This window comes from Halovenus carboxidivorans, assembly GCF_009831575.1.
GTDB lineage: Archaea > Halobacteriota > Halobacteria > Halobacteriales > Haloarculaceae > Halovenus > Halovenus carboxidivorans.
This window is the reverse complement of the sequence record NZ_WUUT01000005.1, coordinates 1-15,641: the sequence shown is the minus strand read 5'-3', so window position 1 is coordinate 15,641 and position 15,641 is coordinate 1. Positions and strand designations below refer to the sequence as shown.

The 15,641-nt window shown below is 65.4% G+C and carries 19 protein-coding genes; 12 read left to right on the top strand and 7 right to left on the bottom strand.

Annotated elements, in window-relative coordinates; translation table 11 throughout:
- The first annotated feature begins 4 nt into the window (after positions 1-4).
- On the top strand, positions 5-1,204 hold the full coding sequence (locus GRX03_RS12485; RefSeq protein WP_159764560.1) for a branched-chain amino acid ABC transporter permease: 1,200 nt from the start codon (positions 5-7) through the stop codon (positions 1,202-1,204).
- A gap of 253 nt (positions 1,205-1,457) precedes the next feature.
- Here GRX03_RS12485 and dnaK read toward each other — a convergent pair whose 3' ends face one another.
- Both dnaK and GRX03_RS12475 read right to left on the bottom strand, forming a co-directional pair.
- Complete coding sequence (gene dnaK, locus GRX03_RS12480; RefSeq protein WP_159764559.1) at positions 1,458-3,368, bottom strand: molecular chaperone DnaK; 1,911 nt, start codon at positions 3,366-3,368, stop codon at positions 1,458-1,460.
- Positions 3,369-3,539: 171 nt separating this feature from the next.
- Positions 3,540-4,337: a nucleotide exchange factor GrpE gene (locus tag GRX03_RS12475; RefSeq protein ID WP_159764558.1), complete on the bottom strand. Its 798-nt coding sequence runs from the start codon at positions 4,335-4,337 to the stop codon at positions 3,540-3,542.
- A gap of 143 nt (positions 4,338-4,480) precedes the next feature.
- On the opposite strand from GRX03_RS12475, the gene GRX03_RS12470 reads away from it, so the two are divergent.
- Both GRX03_RS12470 and GRX03_RS12465 read left to right on the top strand, forming a co-directional pair.
- Positions 4,481-4,864: a winged helix-turn-helix domain-containing protein gene (locus GRX03_RS12470; protein WP_159764557.1), complete on the top strand. Its 384-nt coding sequence runs from the start codon at positions 4,481-4,483 to the stop codon at positions 4,862-4,864.
- A 62-nt stretch (positions 4,865-4,926) separates the two neighbouring features.
- On the top strand, positions 4,927-5,964 hold the full coding sequence (locus GRX03_RS12465; RefSeq protein ID WP_159764556.1) for a zinc-dependent alcohol dehydrogenase family protein: 1,038 nt from the start codon (positions 4,927-4,929) through the stop codon (positions 5,962-5,964).
- Here GRX03_RS12465 and GRX03_RS12460 read toward each other — a convergent pair.
- On the bottom strand, positions 5,961-6,167 hold the full coding sequence (locus GRX03_RS12460) for a multidrug transporter (RefSeq protein ID WP_159764555.1): 207 nt from the start codon (positions 6,165-6,167) through the stop codon (positions 5,961-5,963). The two genes, GRX03_RS12465 and GRX03_RS12460, sit on opposite strands and share 4 nt — an antisense overlap.
- 186 nt (positions 6,168-6,353) lie before the next feature.
- On the opposite strand from GRX03_RS12460, the gene GRX03_RS12455 reads away from it, so the two are divergent.
- The 6 genes from GRX03_RS12455 (at position 6,354) to GRX03_RS12430 (ending at position 11,604) form a co-directional block, all read left to right on the top strand.
- A complete protein-coding gene (locus tag GRX03_RS12455; protein WP_159764554.1) occupies positions 6,354-7,445 on the top strand; it encodes a glycosyl transferase family 2 in 1,092 nt (363 codons plus the stop codon).
- A gap of 36 nt (positions 7,446-7,481) precedes the next feature.
- The gene (locus tag GRX03_RS12450; protein WP_159764553.1) at positions 7,482-7,940 is read left to right on the top strand and encodes a DUF7109 family protein; all 459 of its coding nucleotides are present in this window, start codon (positions 7,482-7,484) and stop codon (positions 7,938-7,940) included.
- Positions 7,941-7,989: 49 nt separating this feature from the next.
- Positions 7,990-8,589, top strand: a complete 600-nt coding sequence (locus GRX03_RS12445) for an NUDIX hydrolase (protein ID WP_159764552.1) — start codon at positions 7,990-7,992, stop codon at positions 8,587-8,589.
- A 56-nt stretch (positions 8,590-8,645) separates the two neighbouring features.
- Positions 8,646-9,431, top strand: coding sequence for a DUF7388 family protein (locus tag GRX03_RS12440; RefSeq protein ID WP_159764551.1), 786 nt, complete (start codon positions 8,646-8,648; stop codon positions 9,429-9,431).
- 2 nt (positions 9,432-9,433) lie between these two features.
- Positions 9,434-10,516 (top strand): NAD(P)/FAD-dependent oxidoreductase, encoded by a 1,083-nt coding sequence (locus tag GRX03_RS12435; protein ID WP_159764550.1) that lies wholly within the window; start codon positions 9,434-9,436, stop codon positions 10,514-10,516.
- A 326-nt stretch (positions 10,517-10,842) separates the two neighbouring features.
- Entirely contained in the window at positions 10,843-11,604 is a 762-nt protein-coding gene (locus GRX03_RS12430) for an SDR family NAD(P)-dependent oxidoreductase (protein WP_159764549.1), read from the top strand.
- Between the two features lie 29 nt (positions 11,605-11,633).
- Here GRX03_RS12430 and GRX03_RS12425 read toward each other — a convergent pair whose 3' ends face one another.
- The 3 genes from GRX03_RS12425 to GRX03_RS12415 form a co-directional block, all read right to left on the bottom strand.
- Positions 11,634-12,221: a DUF7110 family protein gene (locus tag GRX03_RS12425; RefSeq protein ID WP_159764548.1), complete on the bottom strand. Its 588-nt coding sequence runs from the start codon at positions 12,219-12,221 to the stop codon at positions 11,634-11,636.
- Positions 12,222-12,376: 155 nt separating this feature from the next.
- Positions 12,377-12,715: a 2Fe-2S iron-sulfur cluster-binding protein gene (locus tag GRX03_RS12420; protein ID WP_159764547.1), complete on the bottom strand. Its 339-nt coding sequence runs from the start codon at positions 12,713-12,715 to the stop codon at positions 12,377-12,379.
- 77 nt (positions 12,716-12,792) lie between these two features.
- Positions 12,793-13,164, bottom strand: a complete 372-nt coding sequence (locus GRX03_RS12415) for a dihydroneopterin aldolase family protein (protein ID WP_159764546.1) — start codon at positions 13,162-13,164, stop codon at positions 12,793-12,795.
- A 138-nt stretch (positions 13,165-13,302) separates the two neighbouring features.
- On the opposite strand from GRX03_RS12415, the gene azf reads away from it, so the two are divergent.
- Positions 13,303-14,091 carry an NAD-dependent glucose-6-phosphate dehydrogenase Azf gene (gene azf / locus GRX03_RS12410; protein WP_159764545.1) on the top strand — a complete coding sequence of 263 codons (789 nt, stop codon included), beginning with the start codon at positions 13,303-13,305 and terminating at the stop codon, positions 14,089-14,091.
- Between the two features lie 3 nt (positions 14,092-14,094).
- Here the strand turns inward: azf and GRX03_RS12405 are convergent, their stop codons facing one another.
- The gene (locus tag GRX03_RS12405; RefSeq protein ID WP_159764544.1) at positions 14,095-14,682 is read right to left on the bottom strand and encodes a poly-gamma-glutamate hydrolase family protein; all 588 of its coding nucleotides are present in this window, start codon (positions 14,680-14,682) and stop codon (positions 14,095-14,097) included.
- A gap of 82 nt (positions 14,683-14,764) precedes the next feature.
- Between GRX03_RS12405 and GRX03_RS12400 the strand changes: the two genes are divergently transcribed.
- Both GRX03_RS12400 and GRX03_RS12395 read left to right on the top strand, forming a co-directional pair.
- Positions 14,765-15,241 (top strand): hypothetical protein, encoded by a 477-nt coding sequence (locus GRX03_RS12400; RefSeq protein ID WP_159764543.1) that lies wholly within the window; start codon positions 14,765-14,767, stop codon positions 15,239-15,241.
- Positions 15,242-15,286: 45 nt separating this feature from the next.
- Positions 15,287-15,571 (top strand): hypothetical protein, encoded by a 285-nt coding sequence (locus tag GRX03_RS12395; RefSeq protein WP_233739961.1) that lies wholly within the window; start codon positions 15,287-15,289, stop codon positions 15,569-15,571.
- Positions 15,572-15,641 lie beyond the last annotated feature (70 nt).

The window sequence follows — 15,641 nt, the reverse complement described above, 5'->3', positions numbered from 1 at the left end:
GATCATGAGCTATGGGTTCACGGAGCGGTTACAGGACAGGCGAAACGCGACCGGCGCGGCCATCCTCGTAGCGGTCGCTCTCGTCGCCGCGCCGTTTCTCCTCGGTGGATACCAGGTGAATCTGCTGGCCGAGACGCTGTGTTTCGTCCTGTTCGCGACCGCGTTCAATCTGTTGTACGGGTACACCGGCCTGCTGTCGTTCGGACACGCGATGTTCGTCGCGATCGCTGGCTACGCCGTCGCGTTGACCGTCACCGACCTCTCGCCGATGCTCGGCGTGGCGGGGACGTTCGGCGGCGCGGCCCCGCTCGCGACGTGGTTCCTCGCGCTGGTCGTCGGTGTCGTCGCGGCGACCCTGCTGGCCGTGTTCATCGGCTTCCTCTCCGTCCGACTGGAGGAGATCTACTTCGCGATCATCACGCTGTCGTTCTCGATGGCGATCTACGTGATCGTCCTCCAGGACACAGTCGGCTCGTTGCTCGGACAGGAGATCACCAACGGCTCTGACGGATTGACCTTCATCATGGGCTTCGTCGAGCTGTTCGGCTGGGAGTTCCGACTCGTCGACATCCTCAATCCGCTGGCCTACTACTTCCTGACGCTGGTCGTCGTCTCCATCGCGATGTTCACGCTGTGGCGGATCACCCGGTCGCCGTTCGGGATGATCTGTCTCGCCATCCGGGAGAACCCGGAGCGCGTCGAATCGCTCGGGATCAACGTCAGGTTCCACCGCTGGATCACCTTCATCATCTCCGGCGCGTTCTCCGGTCTGGCCGGCGCGCTGTTGATCCCGCTGTACACCAACGTCAATCCGCAGTACGCCTACTGGACGTTCTCGGCGCGACCGGTCATCATGACCGTCATCGGGGGACCATACGCCTTCCTCGGACCGGCTATCGGCGCGTTCACCTACGAGTACCTCCGGTGGTTTATCAGGCAGTTCCCCGCCCTGGAGGCTAACTGGCAGATCAGCCTCGGGCTCTTGCTTCTGGTCGTCGTGCTGTTCTTCAACAACGGCGTCGCCGGCGGAGTCAACCGCTTCCGCGCGTGGATCGGCGTCGCTGTCAACCGCTACCACAAGGGCGGGGTCCGTGGTGTCGTCTCGCTCGTCAGAGAGACGATCATGAAGTACGTCAGGCTGGTCTGGACGACGCTCCGAGGGGGCGCTCGTTCGCTGATGCGACGTGTCGGGATCGGGAGCTAGCGACGCTGTCGCCCGACCCGGTCGTTTTCTTCGACGGCTTCCGGAACGTACCGGCGCTCGCGCGCTCGCAAACAGCCAGTAGGTCCTACCGATCCGGGCCAATACTCGACCAGAACAGTCGTCCGTCCCCGAATTCCTCGCCGGAACGGCAGGAAGCGGAACGGCTTCCCGTCGTCCACAGGCTCGGACCGCTCACTCGGTCACGCTTCGAGATTCCGAGTGGGCTCGTTCTGTCGTCTGCTGCGCAGACCCGTCACTCCTCGTCGTCGTCAACGTCCTCGAAGTCTGCGTCGACGTACTCCTCGTCGTCGGCCGCACCGGTGCCCGGACCCGCGCCGCCAGCGGGACCTGCACCGGCCGCGCCAGCGCCGGGTCCGGCACCGGCCGCGCCGCCGGGACCGCCCGCGCCCGCGGCACCGGCCTGCTGCTGGTACATCTGCTTGCCGATCTCCTGCAGTTCCTCGGTCAGGGTCTCGGTCGCCTCTTCGATCTCCTCGCGGTCGGCATCCTCGTCTTCGAGGACCTCCTCGACGTCCTCGATGTAGCCTTCGATCGTCTCGCGGAGGTCGTCGTCGACGGCCTCCTCGTTCTCGTCGAGAACCGTCCGCGCGCGCTGGATCGTCGACTCGGCCTCGTTGCGCGCCTCGATTCGCTTGCGGCGTTTCTCGTCTTCCTCGGCGTGTTTCTCGGCCTCTTTCTGCATCTCTTCGATCTCTTCGTCGGAGAGACCGACGCCGCCCTCGATCGTGATATCCTCTTTGTTCCCGGACTCGCGGTCCTCGGCGCTGACGTTGACGATGCCGTTCTCGTCGATCTCGAAGGTGACTTCGATCTGCGGGACGCCCGCGGGCGCCGGCGGGATTCCCGAGAGCATGAACTCCCCGAGCAGTTCGTTCTCCTCGGCAATCTCACGCTCGCCCTGGAAGACGCGGATCTGGACCGAGGTCTGGTTGGCCTGGGCGGTCGTGAACACCTTCGACTCCTCGGTCGGAATGGTCGTGTTCTTCTCGATGAGTCGCTCGAACAGTCCGCCCTTGACCTCGACGCCCAGCGAGAGCGGCGTCACGTCGACCAGCACGATGTCGTCGACGTCGCCGGAGAGCACACCGCCCTGGATCGCCGCACCGAGCGCGACGGCCTCGTCGGGGTTGACGTTCTTCTGGGGCTCCTGTCCCGTCATCTCCTCGACTTTCTCCTGGATCATCGGCATCCGCGTCGATCCGCCGACGAGGATGACCTCGTCGATGTCGTCGCTGCTCAGGCCGGCGTCGGCGAGTGCCTGCTCGGTCGGGTCGACGGTTCGCTCGACCAGATCCTCGGTGAGAGACTCGAATTTCGCGCGGGTGAGCGAGGCTTCGAGATCCTTCGGCCCGTCGTCGTCCGCCGCGATAAAGGGGAGATTGATCGAGGTCTCTTTCCGGTTCGAGAGCTCGATTTTCGCCTCCTCGGCGGCCTCGTGCAGCCGCTGTAGCGCCTGTCGGTCCTCGCGGAGGTCGATGCCGTGTTCGTCCTCGAACTCGTCGGCGAGATAATCGATGATCGCCTGGTCCCAGTCGTCTCCGCCGAGGTCGTTGTCACCGTTGGTTGCGACGACTTCGTAGACGCCGCCGCCGAGTTCCAGAATCGAGACGTCGAACGTCCCGCCCCCGAGGTCGTAGACGAGCACGGTCTGGTCGGACTCGTCGTCCAGGCCGTAAGCCATCGCGGCGGCGGTCGGCTCGTTGATGATCCGCTCGACCTCGAAGCCGGCGATCTCGCCGGCGTCTTTGGTCGCCTGGCGCTGTCGGTCCGAGAAGTACGCCGGGACCGTGATAACGGCGCGTTCGATCTCCTCGCCGAGATACTCCTCGGCGTCTCGTTTGATCTTCTGGAGGGTCATCGCCGAGATCTGCTCGGGCGTGTACTCCTCACCCTCGAGTTCGACCGTGTAATCCTCCTTCCCCATGTGCCGCTTGATCGACTCGACGGTGTTGTCGGGGTTCTGGACCGCCTGGTTTTTCGCCGGCTTCCCGACTAGCTGTTCGCCGTCGGAGAACGCGACGACTGACGGGGTCGTCCGGTCGCCCTCGCTGTTGACGATGATCTCCGGGTCGCCGCCCTCCATGACCGCGAACGCGCTGTTCGTGGTCCCGAGGTCGATTCCAAGAATCTTGTTGCTCGTCATGTTACCAGAACATACCCGATTCGGTCGGTTAAAAGTTGCTAGATCACCTCCCCCCGAACCACAGCCACACACCGCAAGCAACGGAGTTTTGCCGTCTCGCTCCCCGATAATCTAGGGATTTATGTTCGACCACAAATCAACCGGATACTGGGCCAGACTGGAGGCCTCCGGTCACTCCGCGCTATCCGTCTCCTCGACGGCGTCCGCATCGGAGCCGTCACTGACGGCGACCTGGGCCGGGCGGAGCACCTTTCCGGCCATCTCGTAGCCGGGTCGGTGCAGTTGTGCGACCGTATCCTCGGGCTGGTCGCTCTCGACTTTGATTAGCACCTCGTGGCGCTGTGGGTCGACCTCGGCGCCGGGGTCGGGCTCGATCACCTCGACGTTCTCCCGATCGAGTTCCTCGTCGAACTGTTCGAGGGTGGACGCCACGCCGCCCCTGATGTCGCTGTCCTCGTCCTGATCGAGCGCGCGAGCCAAGTTGTCCCGCACGTCGAGCAGGCGCTCGACGAGATCCTCCGTCGCGCGCTGTTTCTCCTCTTCCATGCGCTCCTTCTGCCGTCTCTTGTAGTTCTGGAAGTCCGCCTGCTTGCGCGAGAGCCGGGACTCCAGATCGTCGGCCCGCTCGCGCTCGGATTCGAGTTCGGCCCGGAGTTCGGCACGTTCCGCCCGTAGCGCCGCGATTAGCTCCGCTACCGTCTCGGTCGGCTGTTCCTCGACGAACTCGGTGAGATCCTCGTCCCGTGAGTCGTCGTCGACGATCTCCTCCAGAAGCGCATCCGGGTCCTCGCTCGGCTCCTCGGCGATCTCTTCGAGCGACTCCTCTTCGGTTTCGGTCGATTCCTCGGACTCACCGTCCGTCTCGTCCGAAGCCGTCGCCTGTCCGTCCGACTCCTGCTCGTCACCCGTCTCGTCGGGCGTCTCCGCTGTCGGTTCGGGTGAGTCGTCGTCCGCGTCCTGCCTGCTCATATCCGTACCAAGCCTGTTCGTCAATAAAAAGCACGCGACATCCGGAGCCAGAGCGGCCGGTTATTCATAGCTAGAACGTGTCCACCCGACCGTCTGTATAGCTAGCATATCGTTCCATCGACCACGCCCGACATGGATTAGATATGGCAACGCAGATTTCGGTCACGGACAACCCCTGTGGCGACGATGAGGACAGCGACGACCCCCGTTCGCTGCTCGAACTTCTCGGCGACGAGTACACCCAGCGCGTGCTGTTCGCGGTGACGGATCAGGCGATGAGCGGCAACGAGGTCGCAGAGACGGCGGACGTCTCGAAGGCGACCGCCTACCGCCGACTCGACGACCTCGAGGCGGCGGGACTGGTCGAGTCGGAGACGGTCTTCGACCCGGACGGCCACCACCACGAGCAGTTCTACGCGGTCGTCGAGACAATCGACCTCGCCTTCGGCGGCGGGGATGTCTCGGTTACCGTCGAAACAGAGGAGGACGGGGACGCCGACCGGCCGTCGATCCCGAACCGGGAGTGAACGCCTCCGAAGGATTCGCCGTCAGGGCCGGGTTTTTGTGCCGTCGCGGCGAACTCGCACCCATGAGAGCCGCACTGTTTCACGGTGAAGGAGAGATTGCTGTCGAAGATGTCCCCGACCCGACAATCGAGGAGCCGACGGACGCGGTCGTTCGAATCACGCACACGGCGATCTGTGGCTCCGACCTGTGGTTCTACCGCGGCCAGCGGGAGTTCCCGACCCCCGGTCGCGTCGGCCACGAACCGATGGGCGTCGTCGAGGAAGTCGGCTCGGAAGTGACACACGTCCAGCCCGGCGACCGCGTGCTCGCGCCCTTCTGGATCTCCTGCGGAGAGTGTGAGTTCTGCCGGAAAGGACTGCACACCTCCTGTGTCGATGGGGATAGCTGGGGCGGCGAGATGACCGGTGCACAGGGGGAGATGATCCGCGCTCCACACGCCGACGGCACGCTCGTCAGGATCCCGGATCGCTACGCCGACGACGAGGACGTACTGGAAGCCGCCCTTCCGCTGACCGACGTGATGTGTACGGGCCACCACGCGGCGGTCAGCGCGGGCGTCGAGGCGGGCGATACGGCGGTCGTCGTCGGTGACGGCGCGGTCGGTCTCTGTGGCGTCCTCGCCTGCCGCCGACTCGGCGCCGAGCGAATCATCGCCCTGGGTCACCACGAGGACAGACTGGAGATCGCCGAGGAGTTCGGCGCGACTGACACGGTCGCCGCACGCGGCGACGAGGCCGTCGACGCCGCGCTGGATCTCACGGACGGCGGTGCCAACCACGTGCTCGAATGCGTCGGCGCGGAGTCGTCGATGGACACCGCGTTCCAGGTCGCCCGCCCCGGCGGCACGGTCGGCTACGTCGGCGTGCCCGCCGGCGTCGACGAGGCGGCGTTCCTCGAAACGGCCTTCGGGGACAACGTGACGCTGGCCGGCGGTGTCGCGCCGGTGCGCGCGTACGTCGACGACCTCCTGGCGGACGTGCTACAGGGGACGCTCGATCCGTCGCCTATCTTCACGAAAACGGTCGACCTGGACGGGGTCCCGGAGGGCTACCGGGCGATGGACGAGCGCGACGCGATCAAGGTACTCGTGAAACCCTAATCCCCGACCCCGAGACGCCGACGCGCGACGAAGACCACGGCGATTGCTGCGACGGCGACACCGAGAATCGTCGGGATCAGCCGCCCGGATCCCCACTCCCAGCCGAGAAACTGCGTCCCGACGAAGGCGATGCCGGCGACGACCAGCCCGATCCCCGTGGCCAGCGGCGACTGGCTTCGACCGAAGAGTTGTTCGATGTTCATGTGTGCAGATATGTCGCCGCGTCATATGAAGATCTGGTCGCCGTTTCTGCCCGTGCAACCGACACGCGTGACGGTGCTACCGACGGGTTCTTGATCTGCGTGCGGAGTCACGAGCGTTCCGAGTGTCCCCGGCAGTATACCCCGGGAATCGCGGTGCTTTTTCCTCTCCTTCCCTACGTCTACTCGATGGAATACGTTCAGGAGCGGATCAGCACCTTCCACGATTACGGGGGTGCCGATCCGTCAGCGCCGGTCGACCAGGCGACGGTCGTCGTTCCGCTGGCCGAACGGGATCAGGGCAGTCCCGCGACGGAGGGCGTCCTCCGAACGCTGGAATCGGTCGACCCGGGTCGGGTTCTGGTGCCACTCCGGGCGGCGGAGTCGGCGGTCGGAGAGGTCGCCGCCTGGCTGGAGTCGTTCGATCTCGATCTGACGGTGCTGTGGTGTACCGCACCGGCGGTCGAGTCGTTGCTTGCCGATCACGGCCTCGACGGTGCGGCCGGCAAAGGGAGAGACGTCTGGCTCGGATTGGGCGTCGCCGGCGAGTCACCGTACGTGGCCGTCCACGACGCAGACGCGCTGACCTACGACCGACGGCACGTCCCGAAACTGCTCGCACCGCTCGCGGAGGGATACGACTTCACGAAAGGCTACTACGCACGGGTCGAGGATCAGCAACTCTACGGCCGACTGTTCAGGCTCTTCTATCGGCCGCTGATCAGCGCCCTCAGCGAGGCCTCGACGGCGGAGTTTGTCACCTACCTCGGGAGTTTCCGGTACGCGCTCGCTGGCGAGTTCGCCACGACCGGCGACCTCGCACACGGGATCCGCGCCCCGCGGGGCTGGGGCCTCGAACTCGGCACCCTGGGCGATGCCTTCGACCACGCCGGCTTCTCCGGCAGCGCACAGGTGGATCTCGGGATTCACGAGCACGAACACCGCTCTGTTGAGGGATCGGGTGGTCTGGGCGAGATGTGCGACGAGGTTGCGGCGACGCTGTTCACCGTCATCGAAGAGCGGGGACTCGACCCGGACTACGACCGACTGCGGGCGGCGTACCGCGATCACGCAACCAGACTCGTCCGCCAGTACGCCGGAGACGCGTCGTTCAACGGCTTCGAGTACGACCCCCAGCGCGAACGCGAACAGATCGACACCTACGCGCCGTCGGTCTCCCCGCCGGGCGAGGACACCAGACTCCCCGCGTGGGAGGAGACTGCACTGGCGCCGAACGATGTGCTGGCGCGCTCGGAGACCGCGCTCGCACAGCGCCGGTGACCCAACGCCTAAGAGGCAACCGGGAGAGGATTCAGTATGGAGTACTCCGGCGACGAGGTGGCCGGTGTCGTCGACTCTTTCGAGGCGCTCACCCGGGCGGAGCTACGACAGGCGCTCGCAGAACTCGCCTTCAAACGCGGCGAAGACGCCGAGCCTGGGGAGTTCGACGAGGTGATCGACGAGGCGATCCGGGCCTACCAGTTGATCCGGATCGAGGGGGAGCAATCGCTGCTCGTCGTCGGCCCCGCGGCCTTTCCGGTCCGTCCGGAGGGGACCGCTGACCTCCAGCATATTCTCGATGTCGAGGACCGTGACATCGACCGCGAGCGCGCGGGCGAGGCGGCGGTCGAACGGGTCCGCGAGGAGGCGGCACTGGCCGTCGAGATGGGCGATACCGACACGATCGAGGCGCTGATCGACGTGAGCTACGAGATCGAGTCGTGGGCACCGGTCGATGTCGCGGACCTCCGGACGTATCTCGACGAGCGGGCCTAGGCCGCGAGACCAACAAATTAAGATTCTGGACGCCGTCCATCCGCAGTAGATGGATCTCGCGGCCGTCCGTGCGTTCGAGCCGGCGACAGTCGACGATCAGGAACGAAAAGCGGCCGTCATCGTGCCGGTGATCGACCGCGAGAGCGGCCCGCACGTCCTCTTTACCAAGCGTGCCGAACACCTCTCGGACCACCCCGGGCAGATGAGCTTCCCGGGCGGCGGTCACGAACCCGAGGACGAGTCGCTCGAAGTGACCGCCAAACGCGAGGGCAACGAAGAGATCGGACTCGATCCCTCGGAGGTCTCGATCGTCGGCCGTCTCGACGATATCCGGACGATCACGCGATACTCGGTTCGCCCGTTCGTCGCCGAAGTGCCGGACAGGGTGTACGAACCGCACGATGGCGAAGTCGCCGAGGTGGCGATTCTCCCGGTCGCGGAGCTGACCGACCTGGAGAACTACCAGAGCGAGCGCCGCGAGCACCCCTACTACGGCGATATCCGACTCCACTACTTCTACGTCGACGGCTACACGGTCTGGGGTGCGACGGCCCGGATGCTCGTGCAGTTTCTCGAACTCGCCACGGACTGGACGGTCCCGCCGGAACCCGACCGCGAGGTCGGCCCCGACGCCGACTACCCCGTCTGAGCCGGCGGGCGGGCAAACGACAGGGCTAAGCCCCTCCGGTGTCGAAAACCGGCAACATGACTGCGCTCACCGGGGCGACGCTGACTGATGTCGGAATCGACGCCGTGGCCCTCAAGCCGACAGAGGTCGCCGTCGAGCGCGCCCGCGGACTCGCCGTCGACACCGTGACGATCGATTTCGAGGGGAGAGAACACGTCCCGGACCCGGAGACGCTGCGGACGCTCGCCGAGGAGTTCGAGGTTCGTCTGACGGTCCCGGTCCGAGCGGACGGGTTCGACCCCCGTGGGAACCAACGCCACCGGCAGGCGCTTCCATCGGTGGTCCGTGAGGTGCTCGTCGCCGGCCATCAGGCCTATCTCGACGAGGACGAACAGAAGCGAGCGGTCGCCCCGCGGCTTTCCGCCGCCGCGGCCTCGGCCGACGATCCCTGGATCGGCACCGAGGGAATCGAACGGCTCGCACTCGCAATCGGCGGCACGCAGTTCGAGTTGCTCGGTCCCGGAACCGTCAGTTCGGTCCGGGCGCTCCGGGAAGCCGGGGTCTCCGATAGCATCGCGGTGTACGCACCAGTCGTTCTCTCGACGGACGAGTCGACAGTTCTCGATAGCGTCGGCGAGTATGCCGCCCGGCGCGAGCCCGTCCGCGAGCGCCTGCCCGAGGACGCCCCCCGTGACAGCGGTGCGACCGGCGACGCCAGGTCGGAACTCCTCCGTGGCTGCCGGGCGTACGGACTCGTCGGCGGGCCGGAGACGGTCGCCGACCGGGTCGAACGACTTCGCTCCGCCGGCGTCGACCGGATCGTCGGCTACCCGGCACGGGGTCTCGATCCGCTCCTCGAATAACTATGGTCGACAGGGTGAGCGTCATCGGCGGCGGTGCAGTCGGCCTCCAGGCCGCCAGTACGCTCGCGGAACGGGGCGTCTCCGTATCGCTGTTCGAGGCGGGACGACTCGGTAGCGGTGCGTCCGGCCGCGCCGCGGGGATCTGTTACGACGCGTACGCCGACCGCCGAGACGCCGGCATCGCCGCCGAATCGCTCCGGTACTTCCGTGAGCACGACCTCCTGACCGAGTGCCCGTACCTGTGGTTCGCCTGTGACGCAGAAACTGCGGACGCCATCGACGCACAGGCCGCCCGGATGGCCGACCGCGGCCGGGATGTCGAACGCGTCGACGAGGAGGCGATTGCGTCTCGGTTCCCGGCGCTTCGCACCGACGATATCGAACGCGGGGCCATCGCGCACAACGCCGGCTACGTGGACACCGACGCGTATCTCTCCCATCTCGCCGCCCGGGCCAAGGCAGCCGGTGTCTCCGTGCACACCGGGGCCCCGGCGACGGTAACCGGCTCCGGCGCAGTCGCCGTCGACGGGGAACTGATCGACAGCGATGCCGTCCTCGTCGCCGCCGGTGCGGGAACCGCAGATGCGCTCGTCGACTTCGGCGCTGACCTCGCCCTCGGGCTGTACCGCACCCAGGCGCTGGTCGCCGGCGAGGCCGGGGACGTGCCGATCTACTACAACGCGTCGACGGAGCGGTACGCACGGCCGACCGACGACGGGGTTCTCGCGGGCGACGGCTCGGAGATGTATCACGGCGACGCCGACGGCTACGACCGCTCGGCAGACGACGCCTTTCTCGCTGACCGGCTGGCGGCACTCCGGCAGCGACTCTCCGGTGAGCAGTCGGTCGAGCGGTCGTGGGCTGGACTCTGTACGGCGACCCCCGACCGTGACCCGCTGGTCGGCGAACTCGACGGCGGGGTGTACGTCGCAACCGGCCTCTGTGGGCACGGTCTGATGCGCTCGCCGGCGCTGGGGCGTGCCGTCGCGGACCAGATGCTCGGCGGGGACGGGATCACCGGGTTCGACCCGGGGCGATTCGACGGCGACGAACCGATCTCTCTCCCGCTCGGCGTGACAGACTGACGTGGTCGGGCCGAAACGGCGCGGCGGCCGGGTCAGCGCGCCCGGCCTCGGAAACCCCGGTAAACTAGCCGGGAATTTGCCAGTATATAACTGTACTCACGGCCGAACGGTGGCTTACGACTCGACGAATCCCCAACCGATACGTCACCTGCGGTTGGCCATCGCAGTAGCCCGACGCGACCGTCGACCGCAGGGAGTCGGTGGTTACCGCTGGGGACTCACGTAGCGACTGCTTCGGTGGCAATACCCGAATCTGGCCGAATCGACGGCTGAGAGGCCCGATTGAAAGGGACAGTTATTTTGGCGTCGGTGGTCCCGTGTGTACCATGCGACTCGAAGACGAGACAGCACTTATCACGGGTGCGGCGTCCGGAATCGGCAAAGCGACTTCCCTGCGGTTCGCGGAGGAGGGGGCAGAGGTCATCGTGACGGATATCAACAGCGACGAGGGGCCGAAAATCGCCGACGAGATCGACGAAGCCGGCGGCGACGCGACGTTTTACGAACTCGATGTCACCGACGCCGACCGATTCGACGAACTCGTCGCGGACGTATACGACGAGCACGGGCTCGATATTCTGGTCAACAACGCCGGGACCGGCCACCCGTCTGCATACGTCGAGGAGACGGACACGTCGATGCGGGATTTCGTCATGGACGTCAACATCAAAGGCGTCTGGAACGGCTGTCACGCGGCGCTGCCACACCTGAAAGAACAGGGCTCCGGCTCGATTGTCAACGTCGGCTCGCTCGCGAGTATCTTCGGACTCCCCAAGCAGGCCGCGTACTCCCTCAGCAAGGGTGCCGTGTTGAACTTCACGCGCGCCGTGGCGGCCGAAGCCGGGCCGAAAGGCGTCCGTGCGAACACCGTCTGTCCGGGCTTTACCGACACGCCGCTTCTGGACCAGTTCCTCGCCGCTGCCGACGACCCGGAAGAGGCACGTCAGAAACTCCGCGAGGATTACCCGCTGAAACGGCTCGGCGAACCCGAAGAGATTGCCAACTGTATTCTCTTTCTCGCTAGCGACGAGGCCTCGTGGGTGACGGGCCACGGGCTGGTCGTCGACGGCGGCTACCGGACGAGCTAGTTCGGGCGCGGCGAACTCCCGTCGAGTAATTAGCTGATAAACTCGTTGTTTCGCCAGTCGACCCCGTCGTCCTCGTCGGCTTCACCGGGGTCCTCGGCGACTGTGACCGACGCGGGCCGCCGTTCGCCGTCGACGATTCGGACGGCCTCGATATCGTCTTCCGTCGCGGCGACGGCGGTCAGGGTTCCCTTCTCCGCTCGGCTGGCGATCTGACAGAGGACCTGGAACATCTCGTACTGCAGCGCCGTGTTCTGCAGGACAGTCTCTCGGTCCCCCTTGAAACAGGCGTACTCGACGAGTTCCGATTCGATCTCTTCTTCCTCTTCGAGCGCACCCCACTGCGGGCCGCCGCCACCGCCCGAGGGGCCACCCGGTCCCGCGTCGGGGTCTTCCTCGTACACGCGGTTTTCCGTCACGCTCGCTTTGAGCTGTGCGGTCGGCGTGTACTTGCTGATACTATCATCATCGGGCACTGCGCTGATGATGAGCGTATTGTTTCGTCGTGTGATATCAACACCCTCGATTCCGTCCGGCAAGTCGGGGTCCTCGAAATACTCGTGGACATCCTCGAGCGGGAGTTCCAACGTCGAATGAAGTCTGTATACGCGGCTGGTCATGGTTTGAGGAGTTCGAGTTCGGTCGTCAGCCCTGCACTGGCGCCGAGTGTTCACCCTCTACTATGGCCCCCACCCATATAGGGTCTACTCTTCGTGAACGGGTCGAGGCTCCGATCCGTGGGTGACTGCGGCACCGGCGAGACGACAGGAAGAGATCAGTCGTCGGCGGCGGCTGTGTCGTTGCTATCGTCAGCGGCGGGATACTCGTCGTCGATGCTCGGCGGGTACTTGCCGCGGTCGAGTTTGAGATCGGACTGCGGGCGGGCCATGCAGGTGAGGGCGTACTCCTCGCGTTCGGCGTCGGTCAGGCCACGGGCGGCGGGCTGTGTCACTTCTCCCTCCTCGATTTTCGCGGAACAGGCCAGACACATGCCGACCCGACAGGAGAACTCCTGAGCGATGCCCTCCTCGATGCACTTGCTCAGGATTGTCTCCTTGTCCGACACTGTGATGCTCTCGCCAGTTCCGACGAACTCGACGGTATACTCTGTCATGTGCATCCGTTCGACTGTCGATGACTAAATTCTTTATCACTCTCGTGACCTGAGCCCGGGGACGGAATCCGGTCGACCTACCGTTCGACGCCGGACCCCCGAACGCCCGTGACCTCCATCAGGGGGTAGCCGTCTTCGAGGTGCATCTCCGCCACGACGAGTGTGTCCTCGTAGGCGATCTCCATCTCCACGTCCATGAACTCCCCGGTGAGTTCGGTATACTCGGCCGGCCCCTCCTCGATTGCCGCGGCGAGCCTGTCGGTGTCGATATCGATTCGGACCGCCCGGCAGTGCGGCTGGTTTTCGATCGCTTCCTCCATCGCCGCCGCGAGCGAGGCGGCGCTGTCGGGGCTGATCGGCGTCCCGGCGAACTGGTGATACAACGTCCCGAACTTGATCCCGGCCTCGAAACAGGCGGCCTCCGTCTCCGCTGGCGCTCGTTCGCTCATACTGATCGTTCCCGGCCGAGTATAAACGACCCGTCGATCCCGGCAAGCGGTGACTACCCGCCGTTCTGTCTCGGATCTGTCAGCAGCGCCGAGCGGAATCGTATGCTACTTATTACTGCCAGTGCTTGTGCGAACTGAATGGACGAGCCGGTATTACTCACTGGAGCAGGGGGCCACGTCGGACGCACAGTCCTGAATGGGTTGCGCGAGGAGTACGACTGGCGGCTCATGTTTCACAGTCAGCCGGCCCACGAACCCGAGTTTCCCTACTGGACTGGTGAGGTGGAAAACCACGCCGACGTTCGGCCGGCGATGGAGGACGTCAACGCGGTCATCCACCTCGCCGGTGATCCGCGTCCGGACGCCCCGTGGGAGAGCGTGCTCTCGAACAACATCGACGGCACGCACACTGTCTACGAGTGTGCAGTCGAGGCCGGCGTCGACAAGATGGTCTTCGCCTCCTCGAATCACGCCGTCGGGGCCGCCGAAACCGACGAGCGAACCCCCGAGATGTACCGCGCCCACGACGACTTCCGCCTGGAGGGCGACGAGTTCCCCCGGCCCGGGAACCGCTACGGCATCAGCAAGGCGACCGGCGAAGTGATCGGCCGCTTCTTCCACGACGAGTACGACATCTCGGTCTGTAACATCCGGATCGGAAACCTGAACGAGGACCACCCCCCGATCGATTACGAGCGCGGACAGGCGATGTGGCTCTCGCCGCGAGACTGTGCACAGATCCACGCCCGCGCGCTCGAAGCCGACTACGACTTCGAGATCGTCTACGGTATCTCCGACAACGACCGCAAGTACTACTCCCTAGAGCGAGCCAGGGAGGTGCTCGGCTACGACCCGCAGGACAACTCCGCGGAGTGGGACGGTGCCGAGCGCATCGACGGGACGGCCGAAGCAGTCAACGTCGACTGATCCTTACTGCTCGGTGAGCCACGTCTGAAGCGTCTCTCTCAGTGTCTCCGCAGCGTCCGATCTCGCTGTCGGCCCGAGTTCGAGTTGGATCCCACCGTTCCCTTCGGCCAGCCAGTTGACGAAGTTCTCCGGATGTGTCCCAGAGTACTGTCCCTCCGTGACGACATCGACGGGCACCGACAGCGCGGAGTCGAGTCGCTCTGCAATCTCGTCTTTCGTTCCGTCGTCCGTCGCACCGCCGACGAGCACCTCGTCGTCGGCCAATCCGTGCAGGCTGAGCACGCGGTCGAACCCCCGGTCTGCAATCTCGCCCAGCAGGGGATACTCGTCGGGGCCGAGAGCGGTCGAGGGCGGGTGAAATCGCTCGAAAGCGCTCCCCTCCCCGTCGTAGCCGAGCGTCGCCCAGCACACCGCGTCCTCCGTCGCTGTCGCCAACTCGACTGCGAGTTCCGCCGTCCCCGGTTCGACCGCACCGCCGTGTCCGGCACAGATCACCGTCTCGTCGTGGGTTCCGTCGTCGTACAGCAGTTCGATGAGATGGGCTGTCGCGCTGACTTCCACCGGCTGTGTCGAGATGAACCGTCGACTCACAGCTAGGACTCGGCTGTCAGCACAATAACCGTACCGGGTCTCCGACCAGTATCCTCTTTTGATCACGCTCGTAACCACGCCTATGGTCACTGAAACTGTCGCAACACCGGCACCAGTCGTCCGGTTTCCGATCGGACTCGTCGGCGGAGTGCTCGCGACGCTCGGAATGGATCTGCTCATGGGCCGCCTGCCGGAAGGCGCGACTCCGCCCTCCGTCGCCGCTGGGGTCCTGACCGAGACACACCCGGACAGGGCGCCCGGTCGGCTGGCGACTGTCGCGCACTACCTCGCCGGTGCCGGGACGGGCCTTCTGTTCGTCTGGCTCTCGCTGGCGACGGAAGCCGTCGCCGGCACTGCGTCGCTGCTGACCGCAGCGGCGACCGGAGTCGTCCTGTACGTGCTGATGGTCGGGTTCTTCGTACTCGTTCCGCTGCCCCGAGCGCCCGGGCTGTCTTCCGACCGCCGGAAGACCACCGCTCGCGACTGGGCACTCTCGGCGGCCGGCTATCTGCTCGTCCTCGTCCCGGCTGTCACGCTCGGCAACCAGCTACTCGGCTGAGAGAAGTCGTCAGGCTGTTGGTGCTGTATCGACTTTCCTAACCCAATGAAACAGCCACCCAGCGACAGACGGGACGAATCGGGAGCGACCGGCGCAGACGTGGACCTTCCCCGGATCACCGGCGTACTGCTCATCCTGGCCGGGGTCGCACACCTCGCCGTCCCGACTCGACTGCTCGATATCGCCGCACGGGTGTATCACGCCGTGCTCAAAGTCGAGTTCGATCCGCTCCCGGAGGCGTCGAACCGGGTGCAGGTACTCGGCGTCGGGCTGATCGCCGCGGGGGCACACCTGCTGTACTACGGCGGTCTACTCCCATCGAGCGAATAGGCTCGTTTTTCAGCGCTCTCGACGGGAACGTCCAGTGACGACCGTAATTTAATTGAACGAGTACACTAAC

Excerpts from the sequence above, each read along its gene's own strand:
- GRX03_RS12470 (WP_159764557.1), top strand. The coding sequence starts at position 4,481 with ATGGCAACGCAGATTTCGGTCACGGACAACCCCTGTGGCGACGATGAG.
- GRX03_RS12450 (WP_159764553.1), top strand. The coding sequence starts at position 7,482 with ATGGAGTACTCCGGCGACGAGGTGGCCGGTGTCGTCGACTCTTTCGAG.
- GRX03_RS12485 (WP_159764560.1), top strand. The coding sequence starts at position 5 with ATGAGCTATGGGTTCACGGAGCGGTTACAGGACAGGCGAAACGCGACC.
- GRX03_RS12460 (WP_159764555.1), bottom strand. The coding sequence starts at position 6,167 with ATGAACATCGAACAACTCTTCGGTCGAAGCCAGTCGCCGCTGGCCACG.
- GRX03_RS12420 (WP_159764547.1), bottom strand. The coding sequence starts at position 12,715 with ATGACAGAGTATACCGTCGAGTTCGTCGGAACTGGCGAGAGCATCACA.
- GRX03_RS12400 (WP_159764543.1), top strand. The coding sequence starts at position 14,765 with ATGGTCACTGAAACTGTCGCAACACCGGCACCAGTCGTCCGGTTTCCG.
- GRX03_RS12455 (WP_159764554.1), top strand. The coding sequence starts at position 6,354 with ATGGAATACGTTCAGGAGCGGATCAGCACCTTCCACGATTACGGGGGT.
- azf (WP_159764545.1), top strand. The coding sequence starts at position 13,303 with ATGGACGAGCCGGTATTACTCACTGGAGCAGGGGGCCACGTCGGACGC.
- GRX03_RS12395 (WP_233739961.1), top strand. The coding sequence starts at position 15,287 with ATGAAACAGCCACCCAGCGACAGACGGGACGAATCGGGAGCGACCGGC.
- GRX03_RS12415 (WP_159764546.1), bottom strand. The coding sequence starts at position 13,164 with ATGAGCGAACGAGCGCCAGCGGAGACGGAGGCCGCCTGTTTCGAGGCC.
- GRX03_RS12445 (WP_159764552.1), top strand. The coding sequence starts at position 7,990 with ATGGATCTCGCGGCCGTCCGTGCGTTCGAGCCGGCGACAGTCGACGAT.
- GRX03_RS12475 (WP_159764558.1), bottom strand. The coding sequence starts at position 4,337 with ATGAGCAGGCAGGACGCGGACGACGACTCACCCGAACCGACAGCGGAG.
- dnaK (WP_159764559.1), bottom strand. The coding sequence starts at position 3,368 with ATGACGAGCAACAAGATTCTTGGAATCGACCTCGGGACCACGAACAGC.
- GRX03_RS12465 (WP_159764556.1), top strand. The coding sequence starts at position 4,927 with ATGAGAGCCGCACTGTTTCACGGTGAAGGAGAGATTGCTGTCGAAGAT.
- GRX03_RS12435 (WP_159764550.1), top strand. The coding sequence starts at position 9,434 with ATGGTCGACAGGGTGAGCGTCATCGGCGGCGGTGCAGTCGGCCTCCAG.
- GRX03_RS12425 (WP_159764548.1), bottom strand. The coding sequence starts at position 12,221 with ATGACCAGCCGCGTATACAGACTTCATTCGACGTTGGAACTCCCGCTC.
- GRX03_RS12430 (WP_159764549.1), top strand. The coding sequence starts at position 10,843 with ATGCGACTCGAAGACGAGACAGCACTTATCACGGGTGCGGCGTCCGGA.
- GRX03_RS12440 (WP_159764551.1), top strand. The coding sequence starts at position 8,646 with ATGACTGCGCTCACCGGGGCGACGCTGACTGATGTCGGAATCGACGCC.